Annotated in this window: 15 protein-coding genes; 9 read left to right on the forward strand and 6 right to left on the reverse strand. The window is 71.5% G+C overall.

Features of this window, described 5'->3' with window-relative positions; genetic code table 11:
• Nucleotides 1-40 precede the first annotated feature (40 nt).
• The gene (locus tag CWN80_RS12300) at nt 41-262 is read right to left on the reverse strand and encodes a hypothetical protein (RefSeq protein ID WP_007927958.1); all 222 of its coding nucleotides are present in this window, start codon (nt 260-262) and stop codon (nt 41-43) included.
• 124 nt (nt 263-386) lie between these two features.
• Here CWN80_RS12300 and CWN80_RS16115 point away from each other — a divergent pair, with 124 nt between their 5' ends.
• The 4 genes from CWN80_RS16115 to galE all read left to right on the forward strand — a co-directional run bounded on the left by CWN80_RS16115 (nt 387) and on the right by galE (nt 2,741).
• Nucleotides 387-461 (forward strand): 50S ribosomal protein bL37, encoded by a 75-nt coding sequence (locus CWN80_RS16115; RefSeq protein ID WP_370670776.1) that lies wholly within the window; start codon nt 387-389, stop codon nt 459-461.
• 295 nt (nt 462-756) lie between these two features.
• Nucleotides 757-1,407, forward strand: a complete 651-nt coding sequence (locus CWN80_RS12305) for a sigma-70 family RNA polymerase sigma factor (protein WP_007927956.1) — start codon at nt 757-759, stop codon at nt 1,405-1,407.
• A complete protein-coding gene (rsrA, locus tag CWN80_RS12310) occupies nt 1,404-1,706 on the forward strand; it encodes a mycothiol system anti-sigma-R factor (RefSeq protein WP_007927954.1) in 303 nt (100 codons plus the stop codon). The genes CWN80_RS12305 and rsrA overlap by 4 nt, the downstream gene beginning before the upstream one ends.
• Nucleotides 1,707-1,724: 18 nt before the next feature.
• Nucleotides 1,725-2,741: a UDP-glucose 4-epimerase GalE gene (gene galE, locus CWN80_RS12315; RefSeq protein ID WP_128277369.1), complete on the forward strand. Its 1,017-nt coding sequence runs from the start codon at nt 1,725-1,727 to the stop codon at nt 2,739-2,741.
• 132 nt (nt 2,742-2,873) lie between these two features.
• Here galE and CWN80_RS12320 read toward each other — a convergent pair whose 3' ends face one another.
• From CWN80_RS12320 to CWN80_RS12330, 3 genes are all read right to left on the reverse strand, one after another.
• On the reverse strand, nt 2,874-4,457 hold the full coding sequence (locus CWN80_RS12320) for a hypothetical protein (protein WP_128277370.1): 1,584 nt from the start codon (nt 4,455-4,457) through the stop codon (nt 2,874-2,876).
• Nucleotides 4,458-4,658: 201 nt separating this feature from the next.
• On the reverse strand, nt 4,659-5,903 hold the full coding sequence (locus CWN80_RS12325; protein WP_007927949.1) for a fatty acid desaturase family protein: 1,245 nt from the start codon (nt 5,901-5,903) through the stop codon (nt 4,659-4,661).
• Between the two features lies 1 nt (nt 5,904).
• Nucleotides 5,905-7,017, reverse strand: a complete 1,113-nt coding sequence (locus CWN80_RS12330) for a ferredoxin reductase (RefSeq protein WP_040881319.1) — start codon at nt 7,015-7,017, stop codon at nt 5,905-5,907.
• Nucleotides 7,018-7,165: 148 nt separating this feature from the next.
• Between CWN80_RS12330 and CWN80_RS12335 the strand changes: the two genes are divergently transcribed.
• The gene (locus CWN80_RS12335) at nt 7,166-8,377 is read left to right on the forward strand and encodes a PucR family transcriptional regulator (RefSeq protein WP_238148226.1); all 1,212 of its coding nucleotides are present in this window, start codon (nt 7,166-7,168) and stop codon (nt 8,375-8,377) included.
• A gap of 620 nt (nt 8,378-8,997) precedes the next feature.
• On the opposite strand, the gene CWN80_RS12340 is transcribed toward CWN80_RS12335, so the two are convergent.
• A complete protein-coding gene (locus CWN80_RS12340; protein WP_128277371.1) occupies nt 8,998-9,660 on the reverse strand; it encodes an alpha/beta hydrolase family protein in 663 nt (220 codons plus the stop codon).
• Nucleotides 9,653-10,528 carry an SOS response-associated peptidase gene (locus tag CWN80_RS12345; RefSeq protein ID WP_128277372.1) on the reverse strand — a complete coding sequence of 292 codons (876 nt, stop codon included), beginning with the start codon at nt 10,526-10,528 and terminating at the stop codon, nt 9,653-9,655. Before CWN80_RS12345 ends, CWN80_RS12340 begins: the two co-directional genes overlap by 8 nt.
• 89 nt (nt 10,529-10,617) lie before the next feature.
• On the opposite strand from CWN80_RS12345, the gene CWN80_RS12350 reads away from it, so the two are divergent.
• The 4 genes from CWN80_RS12350 to hisN are packed head-to-tail and all read left to right on the forward strand — an operon-like array spanning nt 10,618 to nt 14,404.
• Nucleotides 10,618-11,133 (forward strand): DoxX family protein, encoded by a 516-nt coding sequence (locus tag CWN80_RS12350; protein WP_007927941.1) that lies wholly within the window; start codon nt 10,618-10,620, stop codon nt 11,131-11,133.
• A gap of 6 nt (nt 11,134-11,139) precedes the next feature.
• Nucleotides 11,140-12,435: a 3-phosphoshikimate 1-carboxyvinyltransferase gene (aroA, locus tag CWN80_RS12355; RefSeq protein ID WP_128277373.1), complete on the forward strand. Its 1,296-nt coding sequence runs from the start codon at nt 11,140-11,142 to the stop codon at nt 12,433-12,435.
• Nucleotides 12,435-13,571 (forward strand): ribosome small subunit-dependent GTPase A, encoded by a 1,137-nt coding sequence (gene rsgA / locus CWN80_RS12360; RefSeq protein WP_128277374.1) that lies wholly within the window; start codon nt 12,435-12,437, stop codon nt 13,569-13,571. The genes aroA and rsgA overlap by 1 nt, the downstream gene beginning before the upstream one ends.
• Nucleotides 13,572-13,609: 38 nt before the next feature.
• Complete coding sequence (gene hisN, locus CWN80_RS12365; RefSeq protein ID WP_007927938.1) at nt 13,610-14,404, forward strand: histidinol-phosphatase; 795 nt, start codon at nt 13,610-13,612, stop codon at nt 14,402-14,404.
• Nucleotides 14,405-14,415 lie beyond the last annotated feature (11 nt).

The raw sequence follows: 14,415 nt of genomic DNA on the forward strand, positions 1-14,415 counted from the left end.
TGGGTGGACCGGCCAAAGCTGGCCGACCCGTCAGTGGCGGTCAGGCCTGGGACGACACCGAGTCAGACCCGGGTGCGGCCCACTCCCAGTTGTCGCCGGCGTCAGCCCACTCCCAATTGCCGGACTGCTTCGCCCACTCCCAGTTGTCCGAGGTCGAGGTCCCCTCCGCCCACTCGTAGTTGGCGCGGAACAGGCCACCCGCGAACAGGGACGCGAGGAGCGCTCCGACGAGCAGCGCAGTGATCTTCTTCACGGATCCCATGATGCCACCCTTCGGGGCGCAGCAGTAGCCCGAAGGACCGGTCTCTGACCCGATCGTGACACAATGCGTCCTTGTCCCAGCTCTCGCCGGTCCGCCGGCGGGACCACGCACGCAAGGAGTCACCATGAGCAAGCGCGCCCGCAAGCGTCGCTCGCGCAAGGGCAAGGCCGCTAACCACGGCAAGAAGCCCAACGCCTGAGCACCCCGTGACGAAGGGGGCCGCCCACCTGGGCGGCCCCCTTCGCCGTGCCCGGCCCACCCCCTTCGCCCGCATCTGCCGAGGGAAATCACCACCCACCGGCGCATCTGCCTAGGGAAATCACCACCCACCGGCGCATCTGCCGAGGGAAATGCGCAGGGCTCGCCCGCGCCGGCGGGAATGGGGGCGGCCGCCGGGCTGTTGGACAGCGGGAGACCAGCCGCGAAGGACAGGAGTCCAGGTGCTCGTACTGCACGCCGGAGAGCGCACCGCCACCCCGCTAGGGTGGAGCGCGATGACTGAACCCACGACCGACGAGACCTCCGCGCAGGCCGCGGCCGACGCCTCCGTCGACGTCGCCCACGAGACCACCGAGGAGCGGCGCGCGCGCTTCGAGCGCGAAGCCATGCCGCTGCTCGACCAGCTCTACTCGGCCGCCCTGCGCACCACGCGCAACCCGACCGACGCCGAAGATCTCGTCCAGGAGACCTACGCCAAGGCCTTCGCGGCCTTCCACCAGTACAAGCCGGGGACCAACCTCAAGGCGTGGATGTACCGCATCCTCACCAACACGTACATCAACACCTACCGCAAGAAGCAGCGCGAGCCGAAGCAGTCCGACTCCCCCGAGGTCGAGGACTACCAGCTGCACAAGGCGGAGCAGCACACGAGCCGCGGCCTGCGCTCGGCCGAGGTCGAGGCGCTCGACCGCATGCCCGATACCCAGGTCAAGCGCGCGCTGCAGGAGTTGCCCGAGGACTTCCGCATGGCGGTCTACCTCGCCGATGTCGAGGGCTTCGCCTACAAGGAGATCGCCGAGATCATGGGCACGCCCATCGGCACCGTCATGTCGCGGCTGCACCGTGGCCGCCGCCAGCTGCGCGAAAAGCTCACCGACTACGCCGCCGACCGCGGCGTCGCCAGCGCGAAGGAGACCACGGCATGAGCCCCGCCGACGCGCACATGGACTGCTCCGCAGCGCTGCACCGGATGATGGAGTACCTCGACGGCGAGATGGCGCCCGACGACACCCGCGCCCTCGCCCAGCACCTCGCCGGCTGCGCCCCCTGTCTCGCCGAGCACGACCTCGACCAGGTGCTGCGCGAGCTCGTCCAGCGATCCTGCGCCTGCGAGCCCGCTCCCCCGCAGCTGCGGGCGACGATCATGCAGCGCATCACGACGATCTGCGACGACGGGTCGTGGACAGAGGTCACACAGGTGCGCCACATCTCCGCCGAAGGGTGACCGCTCTAGTCTGACGTCATGCGCGTCCTCGTCACCGGCGGAGCCGGCTACATCGGCTCCCACACCGTCGTCCAGCTCGTCGCCGCCGGGCACACGCCCGTCGTCGTCGACAGCCACGTCAACTCCCGCCCGAGCGTCCTGCCGCGCCTCGAGGAGCTCACCGGCACGCCGATCGAGAGCCATGCTTTCGACCTGCGCGATGCCGACAAGACCTCCGCGGTCCTGGCCGAAGGGGGCTTTGACGCCGTCATCCACTTCGCCGGGCTCAAGGCGGTCGGCGAGTCGAGCCAGATCCCGCTCGAGTACTACGACAACAACCTCGGCACGACCTTCGCACTGCTGCGGGCGATGGAGCGGCACGGGGTGCGCACCCTCGTCTTCTCGTCGTCGGCGACCGTCTACGGGGCGACGACAACCGTCCCGGTGCCCGAGCACCTGCCGACGGGGGCGACCAACCCGTACGGCTGGACCAAGGTGATGCAGGAGCAGATCCTGCGCGACGTCGCCGCGACCGGCACGACGCAGGTCGCGCTGCTGCGGTACTTCAACCCGGTCGGTGCGCACCCGTCGGGGACGATCGGCGAGGACCCGCAGGGCATCCCCAACAACCTCATGCCCTTCATCGCGCAGGTCGCGGTGGGGCGAAGGGAGCGGCTCCAGGTCTACGGCGACGACTACCCCACGCCGGACGGGACCCCGCTGCGCGACTACATCCACGTCGAGGACCTCGCCGCGGGTCACGTCGCCGCCCTCGAGTACCTCGCTGCCCACCCTGACACGCACGTGCGCGAGTGGAACCTCGGCACCGGCACCGGGACGTCCGTGCTCGAGATGGTCGCGGCCTTCGAGGCCGGCAGCGGCCGCCCGGTGCCCTATGAGGTGGTTGACCGCCGCCCCGGCGACCTCGCCACCGTCTACGCCGACCCGACCCGCGCCGAGGCCGAGCTGGGGTGGCGGGCGACGCGCACCATCGAGGACATGTGCGCCGATACCTGGCGATGGCAGTCTGCCAACCCCCAGGGGTACCCGGCCTGACGGTTGGTCTGCGTCCTCAGCGGACTCCGCGTCCTGGACGTGTCCTCACGGGTTCAGCCGTGCCACAGGGAACGACCGTGGACGCGATGCTGCGCGCCTCGACAATGAGGCGCGGTGCGACCCACGACGAGATCAGGTGCAGGCTCCCGCGGTGATGACGTAGCCACCACCGTAGAAGTTCGTGTCTGCGTGATACGCCCACACGTTCAGATCGACCGCGTTGCGCACACCCTGCAGCGCTGTGGCCTTGGGGTTGGCGCTTCCGAGAGTGTCGTTGTTTTTGTACCAGTAGTAGACGGTGCCATCCGAGGCCAGAGCCATGTAGGTCCCGTCGGCCGCGTAGGTCTGGACGAACGACTTGCCACCCATGTCGCCGACGAGCTTGTCGGTGTAGGCGTTGGCGGTAAAGGCGAAGGTCTGGTGGACAACACCTTGGCTGATGTACGTACCACCGAAGTAGCTACCCACTCCCCACGCCGAGATCTGCGACACGCCGGTCGCACGTCGTGTCCACGCGGTCCGTCCCGGCGTCCCGGCGTTGTTGAAGGCCGGGCCCTGCGTGTACATCTCGCCATTGGTGGTCAAGGCGAGCAGTCCAGCGCTCGTGGCAACGACAGACGCGACGCTGTTGGCCCCGTCACCGGTGACGTTGGCTGCACGACCGGTTGCCGTGCCGGTGATGGTCCAGGACTTGAGCTGGCCCTCGAGGACGACGGCCCCGCCGTGTACTGCTGTGCTGCCTGCGGTCGGCGCGTATGTCGACATGACACTGGCACCGGCGGTGCCCGCAATCGGCCCGGACGCCGTGATGGCGGCGGTGCCACTCGTCGCCGTTGCCCAAAAATAGACTCCTGCAGTCGTCAGGACATAGCAATATCCGTTGTGGGCCTCGACCTGGACGACGGTGCCGGTAACCCCCGTGACTGTGCGAACAGTAGGCGCTGTGGTGGTGCTGGAGCCGTACCACTGGTAGATGCTGGCCCCGTCGGCCCCCGCCGCGATGCCCCCGGTCACGTCGGATGAACCGTCCAGCGTGAAGGTGCCCACCGCAGTGATGCCGGTGAGGGGGCTGCCCGAAACCTGCAGAGTGGTGGGAGCAGCAGCCGTACCGTTGCCGTTGTTGCCCCACAGACGCACACGCCCGTTTTCGACGATGGCACCGTTGCGATGGTTTTTGTTGTCTCCGGAGACGGCACCGACCGTGCCCGCGGTGATCCCGCTCACCGAGGCAACGGAGGTCGTCGGGTTGCCGCTGCCGGTGAAGGTGCCCCGGAACTCGGTCACCGCTCCCGGAGGAGGGGTCACCGTGCCGCTGGATGTCGCGGTGGCGTCACCATAGGTTGCCGAGATCGCATAACTTCCAGCCGCTCCGAGGGCCCGAAACGGCGGCACCCCGACCACACCTCCAGTGGCGACCGTCACGACAGCCGCTTGGCCTCCGCTGGTGAAGACCAACCCGGGAGGCAAGGTCACCGTGACTCGACCACCAACCGCCGCTGGCCCCTGGTCGTCCCTCGCCTCGAAGGTCACACCGGTGATCGTCGAGCAGCGCGCGACATCAAAAGGAGCGCTGAGGGGCACGATCGTCCGAAGGGGTTCCTTGCTCGCCGCCACGGACGGAGCCAGTGCGGCGGCGGTCAGGACGGGCGTGGCCCACGCGGCCCCCTTCGCCAGCGTACGGCGGCTGGGAGTGCTCGCCGCGTGAACCGTGCTCATTGCTGTACTCCTTCCATGTCGGGTGGGCGGATACCTGAGTCCGCTCGTGAGGAGCCTATCCTCGCTCCTGCGGTCGGTGTCACCACACCCACTACTTTCCAGAGCCCCGATCGCGCACGGCCGGCGTCGTACCACCCGTGGGGGTGTCGAAGCACGTCCTACGGGGACCGGCCACCGACCACGGGAGGCGACACGGACGGGTCAGCCGGCCACGCGCGGGCGGGTGGCGCGGGCGCGCGCCTTGAGGCCCTTCATCCCCTTCGTCCGCAGGATGTGGACCGTCTGCCGCAGCGAGGTGTCGTTGGGCAGGGACAGGCGGATGATCTCGCTCCACGCCGAGGCGACCTGGCGGTGCAGCGGGCCGGTGACGTAGTCGAGGCCGTAGTGGTCGAAGAGCGCCTGGATGCGCGGCGCGATCTCCTGGTAGCGGCGGCTCGGCATGTCCGGGAAGAGGTGGTGCTCGATCTGGTAGCTGAGGTTGCCCGTCGCGATGTGCATCGCCTTGGACCCCGAGATGTTGGCCGAGCCGAGCATCTGGCGCAGGTACCACTCACCGCGGGTCTCCCCGTCGATCGAGGTCTTGGTGAAGGTCTTGACCCCCGCCGGGAAGTGGCCGCACATGATGACCGAGTGCGTCCAGTAGTTGCGCACGATGTTGGAGACGAAGTTCGCGGCAAGGGTCGACACGACGTTGGGGCCGGACAGCAGCGGGAAGAGCAGGTAGTCCTTCGCGGCCTGCTTCTTGATCTTGTTGACCACCTGCTTGGCCTCGGCCTGCCACTGCGGGTTGTCCTGGCGCGTCTTCCAGTTGGCGCCGAGCTCGAGGTCGTAGGCGGCGATGCCGTACTCGAAGAAGGTCGCGTTGACGAAGTTGAGCAGGGGCTGCGCGAGGTAGGCGGGGTACCACTTCTGGGCGTCGTCGACCCGCATGATCCCGTAGCCGAGGTCGTTGTCGTGGCCGACGACGTTGGTGTAGGTGTGGTGGACCTTGTTGTGGCTGTTCTTCCAGTGGTCGGCGGGGGTGACGTTGTCCCACTCCCACACCGACGAGTGGATCTTGGGGTCGCGCATCCAGTCCCACTGGCCGTGGATGATGTTGTGCCCGATCTCCATGTTGTCGAGGATCTTGGCGACGCTCAGGCCAGCGGTGCCGGCGACCCAGGCGATCGGGTTGCCGCTGAAGAGCAGCACCGCCCGCGAACCCATCTCGAGGTAGCGCTGGGTGGAGATCATCCGGCGGATGTAGCGGGCGTCGGCCTCGCCGAGGTCGTCCATCACCGAGGCGCGGATCTCGTCGAGCTCGCGCCCGATCTCCTCGATGTCCTCGGGGGTCAGGTGGGCGATCGGGTCGTCGCTCGCATTGACGCGGGTGTGGACGACCTCGGACCGGCCGCCGGTGATGCGGGCGTCGGTGGTGCGGGTGGGGCGCTCGAGGGTGGCAGTCATGTCAGCTCTCCGTCGTCTCGATCGTGCAGGAGCCGGCGACCGCGGAGATGCAGGTCTGCACCTTGACCGCGGGGTCGTCGGGAGTGGTCGTGGTCAGCTCGCCGGTGCGCAGGTCGCGCACGGAGCCGTCGGTCATGGGCAGGACGCAGCCGAAGCAGATGCCCATGCGGCAGCCGCTCGGCATGAGGACGCCGGCGTCCTCGGCGGCGTCGAGGATGGTGGTGCCGCCGTCGAGGGCGAGCGTGGTGGTCTCCTGGCCGACGCGGAGGGAGGCGGTGCCCCCTTCGCCCGCCTCGACGATGCTCGGGCGGAAGCGCTCGACGTGGAGCAGCTCGGTGTGGCCGTGCGCGGCGTAGTGCGCCTCGAAGGCGTCGAGCATCGGGGTCGGCCCGCAGATCCACGTCTCGCGCTCGCGCCAGTCGGGGACGACCTCGTCGAGCTGGTCGGGAGTGAGCATGCCCTCGTCGTCGGTGTGCCGCACGATGGCGCGCACGCCGGTCGGCGCGTCGGCGAGCTCGCGGGCGAAGATCACGTCGTCGGCCGTCGGCGCGGAGTGGGCGTGGACGACGTCGAGACCGTCGAAGTCGTGGTTGCGCAGCATGCCCATGACGGGCGTGATGCCGGAGCCACCGGTGAGGAAGAGGACCTTCGCCGGGACCGACTGCGGCAGCACGAAGTCCCCGCTGGCCTGGTCGATCTGGATGATCGTGCCGGGCGTGGCGCGGTGGACGAGGTGCTGGGAGACGAGGCCGTCGGGCATCGCCTTGACCGTGATCGAGATCAGGCCGTCACGGGCGCTCGTGTCGGAGGTCAGCGAGTAGGCGCGCCAGTGGCGCACGCCGTCGACGTCGACGCCGACGCGGATGTACTGGCCGGGCGCGTGGCCCTGCCAGTCGCGGCCGGGGCGGATGGTGATCGTCGCGGCGTCGCGGGTCTCGGGGGTGATCGCGACGATGCGGCCGCGCAGGTCGGCCCCGGAGCGAAGGGGGGCGAAGAGGTCGAGGTAGTCGTCCGGCACGACTGGCGTGGCCAGGCCCTGGACGATGCGGGCAGCGGTGTCGCGGAGCGAACGGGTGCCCTTCCCGGTCCGAGGACGGGATGCAGTTGCTGTCATGCCTCCATCCTCCCGGGTCAACCGGGACCAAACGCTGTCCTTGATGAGTAAGGTTCGAGCCGGAGATTTGTTCGCTCGGGACAAGGCCTGCGTATTCCCCTAGGGAAATGCGGGCTGGGTGCCCGGGCGGCGGACGAAGGGAGTGACCGTGGCCGTGGACAGCACAGGGCCGACAGGCCGGGCCGCACGCCCGGGCCGCACGGCCCGGCAGGCGGCCGGGCTGGTCCTCGACGAGGCGACGGTCGCCGCCCTTCGCGCCCAGCTGCCGCGCGTGGCCTCGGTCGTCGTCGCCGAGGTCATGCAGCAGGTGCCGGCCTACGACATGCCCTTCCAGGGGCGGATGGGCAAGATCATCGAGCGGGCGGTGCAGGTCTCGCTCGCGAGCTTCGTCGGGCTGGCCTCCGGGACCGCGCCCAAGACGGCCCCGGTCGGGGTCGGCGTCGCCGCTGCCAGCGAGCTCGGGCAGGCCGAGGCCAAGCGGGGGCGGCCGGTCGAGGCGCTGCTGTCGGCCTACCGCGTCGGCGCGAGCGCCGCGTGGCGGGAGCTGTCCGTCGAGGCGGTCGCGGCCGGGGTGGACGCCGCGACGCTGGGGCGCTTCGCCGAGCTGGTCTTCACCTACATCGATGAGTTGTCGGCCGCCTCCGTCGCCGGTCACAACCAGCAGACGAGCAGCGCCGAGCGCGAGCGCCTCGTCCACCTCGACCGCCTGACCCGCGGCCTGCTCACCGGGCTGTCCGAAGCCGCCCTCGACGACGCCGTCACCGCCGCCGACTGGGTCCCCCCGCGCACGTTGACCGCGGTGCTCGTCGACCGCCAGCGCCTCCTGACCACCGCGGGCATGCTCGACCCGCGGACCCTCACCCTCGCCGAGGACCTCCCCGGCGCCGGCCCCGACCAGTCCGTCCTGCTCGTGCCCGACAGCGGCGGTCGCTCACGGGCCCGTCTGCTCGAGATCCTCGACGGCCACGCCGCCACCGTCGGCCCCGCCCGCCCCTGGGCCGGGGTCGCCGGGTCGTACACCCGCGCCCTCGCCGCCGCCGAGCTGCACCTGCCCGGGGTCGTCGACACCGACGCCGTGCTGCCGGAGCTCGTGCTGCACGCCGACCCCGAGGCGCTGGCCGACCTGCGCGAGGCGGCGCTGGCTCCCTTCGCCGGGCTGCCGGAGGAGACCGCCGCGCGGCTCCAGGACACGCTGCGCGCCTGGCTGCTGCTGCAGGGGCGCCGTGAGCTCGTCGCCGAGACGCTGCACGTCCACCCGCAGACCGTGCGCTACCGGATGAACCAGGTGCGCGACCTCTACGGCGAGCGCCTCACCGACCCCGACGAGGTGCTCGCGATCCTGCTCGCCCTCGGCCGCTGACCCCCCACTCCCTGCGGAGGTCGCCCCGCGACTTACCCCCCGCTCCCTGAGGAGGTCGCCCCGCGACTTACCCCCGCTCCCTGAGGAGGTCGCTCTGCGACCGTCTCGAAGGGAGATGGATGGCGTCCCTTCGAGACGCTCGGCCGCAGGCGGCCTCGCTCCTCAGGGACCGGAGGGGAGACCTCGGCCGCAGGCGGCCTCCTCCTCAGGGACCGGGGGGAGACGTCGACCGTGGACGGCCTCGCTCCGGGTCCTGAGGAGGCGCGCCAGCGCCGTCTCGAAGGGCAGGGACCGGAGTGGAGACTTTCGCTCCCTGAGGAGGTCGCCCCGCGACCGTCTCGAAGGGAGGTGGGGTGACGTCCCTTCGAGACGCTCGGCCGCAGGCGGCCTCGCTCCTCAGGGACCGGTGCTGTCTCACTTGCTCCCTGAGGAGGTCGCCCCGCGACCGTCTCGAAGGGATGTGGGTGACGTCCCTTCGAGACGCTCGGCCGTGGACGGCCTCGCTCCTCAGGGACCGGAGGGGAGACGTCGGCCGCAGGCGGCCTCGCTCCGGGTCCTGAGGAGGCGCGCCAGCGCCGTCTCGAAGGGCAGGGACCGGGGGGCCGTGGACGGCCTCCTCCTCAGGGGCCGGGGGCCCAGAAGTCGACGACCGCGGCCGCCACCGCGTCACCATCGGTGAAGGAATGGGTGCCCGGCGCCTCGTCGACCCGCACCTGCTCGGCGAGGACCTCGTCCGCCCGGTCGCCGAGCTCGCGCCGCAGCCGGGAGAGGACCTTCGCCGGCGAGCCGAAGGCATCCCGGGCACCCTGCACGACCTGCACCGGCAGCCCCGCCTCGACCGGCGGGACCAGCTCGTGGATGCGCGAAGCCTCCTCGCCCTTGCCCGGCGGGATGAGCGGGAAGCTCAGCGCCAGCACGCCCGCCGCCCCCATCTCCACCGCGAGCCGGCACGACACCCGAGCCCCCGCGCTGCGCCCACCGAAGACCACCCGCTCGTGCAGCTGCCCGCGCACCGCCGGGACGATCTCGCGCCAGGCCGCGTCCAGCTTCGGGGGCATGGGGGCGACCTTCTTGCCGGCCACCTTCCACGGCATCTCCACGAGCACCACCTGCCACCCGTGCTGCGGCAAGGTCGCCTCGATCGCGACGAGATCGACGCCACCGATGCCGCCGCCCGCCCCGTGGGTGAGCAGCAGGGAGCCGCGCGGCTCCCCCTTCGCCGGCGTGAGGTGGACCCTGGCCGGGCCCTGCTGCGTGGACACCTCCGTGGTCGCGTCAACCACCGTTGATCACCTCTCCTGTCTCCGGGTCGACGACGCCGACCAGCTCCGACGCCGGCAGCGGCTCGAGCAGCCCCGGCCCGTTGTTGCGCGTCGCGCCCACCGCCGGCGAGATCGGGTAGGCCGCGAAGCGACCCGGCTGCGCGAAGGCGAGCATCTCCCCCACCTCGGCCGGGTCGGTCAGCCCCGGGTCCAGCCAGCGCGACCAGTCCTCCCGCTCGAGCACCAGCGGCTGCCGGTCGTGGATGCGGTCCATGCCCGGGTCGGCCGCCGTCGTGACGATCGTGAAGGTCGCCAGCCACGCCTGCGGGTCGTCGTTGTCGACCACTGTCCGGTCCCGCCAGAACTCGTACAACCCCGCAAAGGCGATCGGCTGCCCGTCCTCGCGGTGGATGAAGAAGGGCTGCTTGCGCGGCTTGCCCTTGCTGTCCGTCGCCACCGGCGAGACCTGCCACTCGTACCAGCCCGCCGCCGGCACGAGGCACCGCCGCGCGACCGCCGCCTTGGCAAAGCCCGCCTTGTCGAGCACCGTCTCCGCGCGGGCATCGGTCATCCGCAGGCCGACCTTGGTCTCCTTCGCCCACGACGGCACGAGACCCCAGGTGAGCAGCCGCAGCTGACGCACCCCCACCCCCGGTTCCTGAGGTGCGAGGGCCCCCGGGCCCGAGCCTCGAAGGGCCCCCTTCGGCACGCGGGTGAGGACGACCGGGGCCTGCTTCGTCGGCGCCATGTTGTAGTCAGGGGTCCCCGGCGGCGGGTCCTGCGGGGATTTGAGGATCGAGCGCGACGGGTCACCCGTCCGGTCCGCGTCGATCTCGAACTCCTCGATGAGGTCATCCGGGTTGGCCGTGGCCGCATAACGTCCGCACACGCCTCGAGCCTAGGCCTCGGCGGCGACTACGGTAGGGACGTACCGTCGGGAACCTCCCGACGCACCCACGACGACAAGGAGCATCACCCATGATCGTTCGTCGCATCGCCCGACCCATGCTCGCCGGCATCTTCATCTGGGGCGGGATCAACGCACTGCGCTTCCCCGCCGCCCACGCCCCCGCCGCGGAGCCGGTCACCAAGCCGCTCGCGGCCAAGACCCAGCTGCCCGACGACACCGAGCTGCTCGTGCGCGCCAACGGTGCCGCGATGGTCGCCGGCGGCGCGCTCCTCGCCACCGGCAAGGCTCCGCGCCTGGCCTCCACCCTCCTGCTCGGGACGATGGTCCCAACGACGGCCACGCACAACTTCTGGGCCGAGTCCGACCCGCAGGCCAAGGCCGGCAAGATCACCCAGTTCATCAAGGACGTCAGCCTCATGGGTGGCCTGCTGCTCGCCGCCGTCGACACCGCTGGCAAGCCCGGCGTCGCCTACCGCGCCAAGCTCGCCGGCGAGAGCGTCGAGCGCACCGCCCGCCAGGCCCGCAAGGCAGCGGCCCGCGAGGCCAAGCTGGCCGCCCTCCAGGCGAAAAGTGCGGTGTCCTGACCCGCGATGACCAGTCCTGATTGGCACGCCCCGGCAGCGTCCGGTCGCCTCGACGCGACCGTGACGCTGCCGGGGAGCAAGTCCCTCACCAACCGATACCTCGTCCTCGCCGCCCTGGCGTCGGACACCTCGCGGCTGCGTCGCCCCCTTCGCTCCCGCGACACCGAGCTCATGGCCCAGGCCCTGCGCCAGCTCGGCGCCGGCGTCGACGACGCCACCTCGACCGGCGGCTCCCCCGACTGGATCATCACCCCCGCCACCCTGCGCGGCGGCCGGCCCGTCGACTGCGGCCTCGCCGGCACCGTCATGCGCTTCCTGCCGCCGGTCGCGGCGCTCGCGAGCGCTCCGGTGACCTTCGACGGCGACGAGCACGCGCGGGTGCGGCCCATGGCCGCGATCATCGACGCGCTGCGAGACCTCGGCGTCACCGTCGAGGACGAAGGGAGAGGCACGCTCCCCTTCGTCGTCCACGGCACCGGCTCCGTGCGCGGCGGGCGCGTCGTGCTCGACGCCTCCGCGTCCTCCCAGTTCATCTCGGCCCTGCTGCTCGCCGGCTCACTCTTCGACGAGGGCGTGACGGTCGTGCACGACGGCAAGCCGCTCCCTTCGCTCCCGCACATCGAGATGACGGTCGAGGCGCTGCGCGACGCCGGCGCAGCCGTCGACGACTCCGAGGCCAACACCTGGCGGGTCGAGCCCGGTGAGCTGCTGCCGCTCGACGTCACCGTCGAGCCCGACCTGTCCAATGCCGCGCCCTTCCTCGCCGCCGCGCTCGTCGCCGGCGGCCGGGTGTCGGTCCCCGACTGGCCCGGGCACACCACCCAGGCCGGCGACATGATCCGCGACGTCCTCGACCAGATGGGCGCCGAGGTCAGCCTCGACTCCCGCACGCTCACCGTCGCCGGCGACGGCCGCCCCAGCGGCATCGACGTCGACCTGCACGACGCAGCCGAGCTGACCCCCGTCGTCGCGGCCCTCGCCGCGTGCGCCGACGGGCCCTCGATCATCCGCGGCGTGGCGCACATCCGTGGCCACGAGACCGACCGGATCGCGGCGCTCTCGCGCGAGCTGGGTGGCCTGGGCGTCGGGGTCACCGAGCTCGAGGACGGGCTGCGGATCGACCCGGCACCGTTGCGCCCCAACACCTTCCACACCTATGCCGACCACCGCATGGTCATGGCCGGTGCGCTGCTCGCGCTGCGCGCCCCGGGCACGGTCATCGAGGACCCGGCGACGGTGGGCAAGACGCTGCCGCAGTTCGTCCACCTGTGGGACGGCATGCTCGAGGCCACGGAGGGCTGATGGCCAGGTCCGCGCGCAGCTGGGACGAGTCGGACGTCCGGGTGCGCCCCAACCGCCGCGGCTCCCGCCCCCGCACCAAGGAGCGGCCCAAGCACGAGGACGCGATCGTCGGCCGGGTCACGGCCGTCGACCGGGGGCGCTGGACGACGCTCGTCCCCGCCGGCGAGGGCCTGCCCGAGCGGATCGTCATCGCCATGCGCGCCCGCGAGCTGGGTCGCTCCCCCGTCGTCGTCGGTGACCGAGTCGCCATGGTCGGCGACACCTCCGGGCGGCCCGACACCCTCGCACGGATCGTGCGGATCGAGGAGCGGGCCACGGTCCTGCGGCGCACCGCCGACGACACCGACCCGGTCGAGCGGGTCATCGTCGCCAATGCCGACCAGCTCGTCGTCGTGGCCGCGCTCGCCGACCCCGAGCCGCGCCCCCGGCTCATCGACCGCTGCCTCGTCGCGGCCTACGACGCCGGCATGGACCCGCTGCTCGTGCTCACCAAGGCCGACCTCGCCTCGGCCGAGGACTTCCTCGCGCAGTACGCCCCGCTCGACGTCCCCCACGTCGTCACGTCCGTGCTGACCGAAGGGAGCGAAGGCCTCGCCGAGCTGCGTGGTCGCCTCGCCGGGCGCACGTCGGTGCTTGTCGGGCACTCGGGCGTCGGCAAGTCCACGCTCGTCAACGCGCTGTGCCCCGACGCCGACCGGGCGACCGGCCACGTCAACGACGTCACCGGCCGGGGGCGGCACACCTCGACCAGCGCCCTCGGCCTGCGCCTGCCGCCCCTCCCCGCGCATCTGCCTAGGGAAATGCGCACTCCCGACCCCTCCGACGCGCATTTGCCTAGGGAAATGCGCACCACGGAGGCGGAGATGGACCCGGACGCGGCGGGGTGGATCATCGACACCCCCGGCATCCGGTCCTTCGGCCTGGCCCACGTCGAGCCCGACCGGATCATCGGGCACTTCCCCGAGCTCGCCGAGGGCGCCGACCGGGGCTGCCCGCGCGGCTGCTCCCACGACGAGCCCGACTGCGCGCTCGACGCCTGGGTGGCGGCCGGTCACGCCGGGCCGGGCGGGGAGCTGCGGCTGGACTCCCTTCGTCGGCTGCTGCGAGCACGCTCCGGCGAAGAAGCACAGGGCTGACACCGCCCGACCCCCGCGGTCCGGGTACGTTGACCGGCATGGCTTCCTCCCCCTACGCCGACGACCTGCGCCTGGCCCACGTGCTGGCCGACCAGGTCGAGCGGATCACGATGTCCCGCTTCCAGGCGGACGACCTCGTCGTCGAGTCCAAGCCCGACCTCACCCCCGTCAGCGACGCCGACCGGTCCTGCGAGGAGGCCATCCGCGCGCAGCTGGCCCGCTCCCGCGGACGCGACTCGATCCTCGGCGAGGAGTTCGGCAGCACGGGTGAGTCGCAGCGACGCTGGATCATCGACCCGATCGACGGGACGAAGAACTTCGTGCGCGGCGTGCCCGTCTGGGCCACGCTCATCGGCCTCGTCGACGGAGAGGACTGCGTCGTTGGTCTCGTCGCCGCCCCTGCCCTCGGGCGGCGCTGGTGGGCGGCCAAGGGTGCCGGCGCGTGGAGCGGTCGCTCCCTCGCCCAGGCCAAGCAGATCGGCGTCTCTCGCGTCGGGCGGCTCGGCGACGCCTCGCTGTCCTACAGCTCGCTCGACGGCTGGCGCGAGGGTGGCCGCGGGCGCAGCTTCCTCAACCTGACCTCCGACATGTGGCGCACCCGCGCCTACGGGGACTTCTGGTCCTACATGCTCGTGGCCGAGGGCGCGGTCGACGTCGCCGCCGAGCCCGAGCTCGAGGTCTACGACATGGCCGCCCTCGTCGCGATCGTCGAGGAGGCCGGGGGCCGGTTCACCTCGCTCGAGGGCACGCCCGGCCCCTGGGGCGGCAATGCCGTCGCCACCAACGGGCTGCTCCACGACGAGGTGCTCGCTCGGCTGGCTCCTGACGCCTGAGGGGCCCTGGT

Origin of the sequence: Janibacter hoylei PVAS-1 (genome assembly GCF_004025845.1) — a bacterium.
GTDB lineage: Bacteria > Actinomycetota > Actinomycetes > Actinomycetales > Dermatophilaceae > Janibacter > Janibacter hoylei.

Coding starts and splice junctions, on each gene's coding strand:
- CWN80_RS12300 (WP_007927958.1), bottom strand. CDS start 262: ATGGGATCCGTGAAGAAGATCACTGCGCTGCTCGTCGGAGCGCTCCTC.
- CWN80_RS12305 (WP_007927956.1), top strand. CDS start 757: ATGACTGAACCCACGACCGACGAGACCTCCGCGCAGGCCGCGGCCGAC.
- rsrA (WP_007927954.1), top strand. CDS start 1,404: ATGAGCCCCGCCGACGCGCACATGGACTGCTCCGCAGCGCTGCACCGG.
- galE (WP_128277369.1), top strand. CDS start 1,725: ATGCGCGTCCTCGTCACCGGCGGAGCCGGCTACATCGGCTCCCACACC.
- CWN80_RS12320 (WP_128277370.1), bottom strand. CDS start 4,457: ATGAGCACGGTTCACGCGGCGAGCACTCCCAGCCGCCGTACGCTGGCG.
- CWN80_RS12325 (WP_007927949.1), bottom strand. CDS start 5,903: ATGACTGCCACCCTCGAGCGCCCCACCCGCACCACCGACGCCCGCATC.
- CWN80_RS12330 (WP_040881319.1), bottom strand. CDS start 7,017: ATGACAGCAACTGCATCCCGTCCTCGGACCGGGAAGGGCACCCGTTCG.
- CWN80_RS12350 (WP_007927941.1), top strand. CDS start 10,618: ATGATCGTTCGTCGCATCGCCCGACCCATGCTCGCCGGCATCTTCATC.
- aroA (WP_128277373.1), top strand. CDS start 11,140: ATGACCAGTCCTGATTGGCACGCCCCGGCAGCGTCCGGTCGCCTCGAC.
- rsgA (WP_128277374.1), top strand. CDS start 12,435: ATGGCCAGGTCCGCGCGCAGCTGGGACGAGTCGGACGTCCGGGTGCGC.
- hisN (WP_007927938.1), top strand. CDS start 13,610: ATGGCTTCCTCCCCCTACGCCGACGACCTGCGCCTGGCCCACGTGCTG.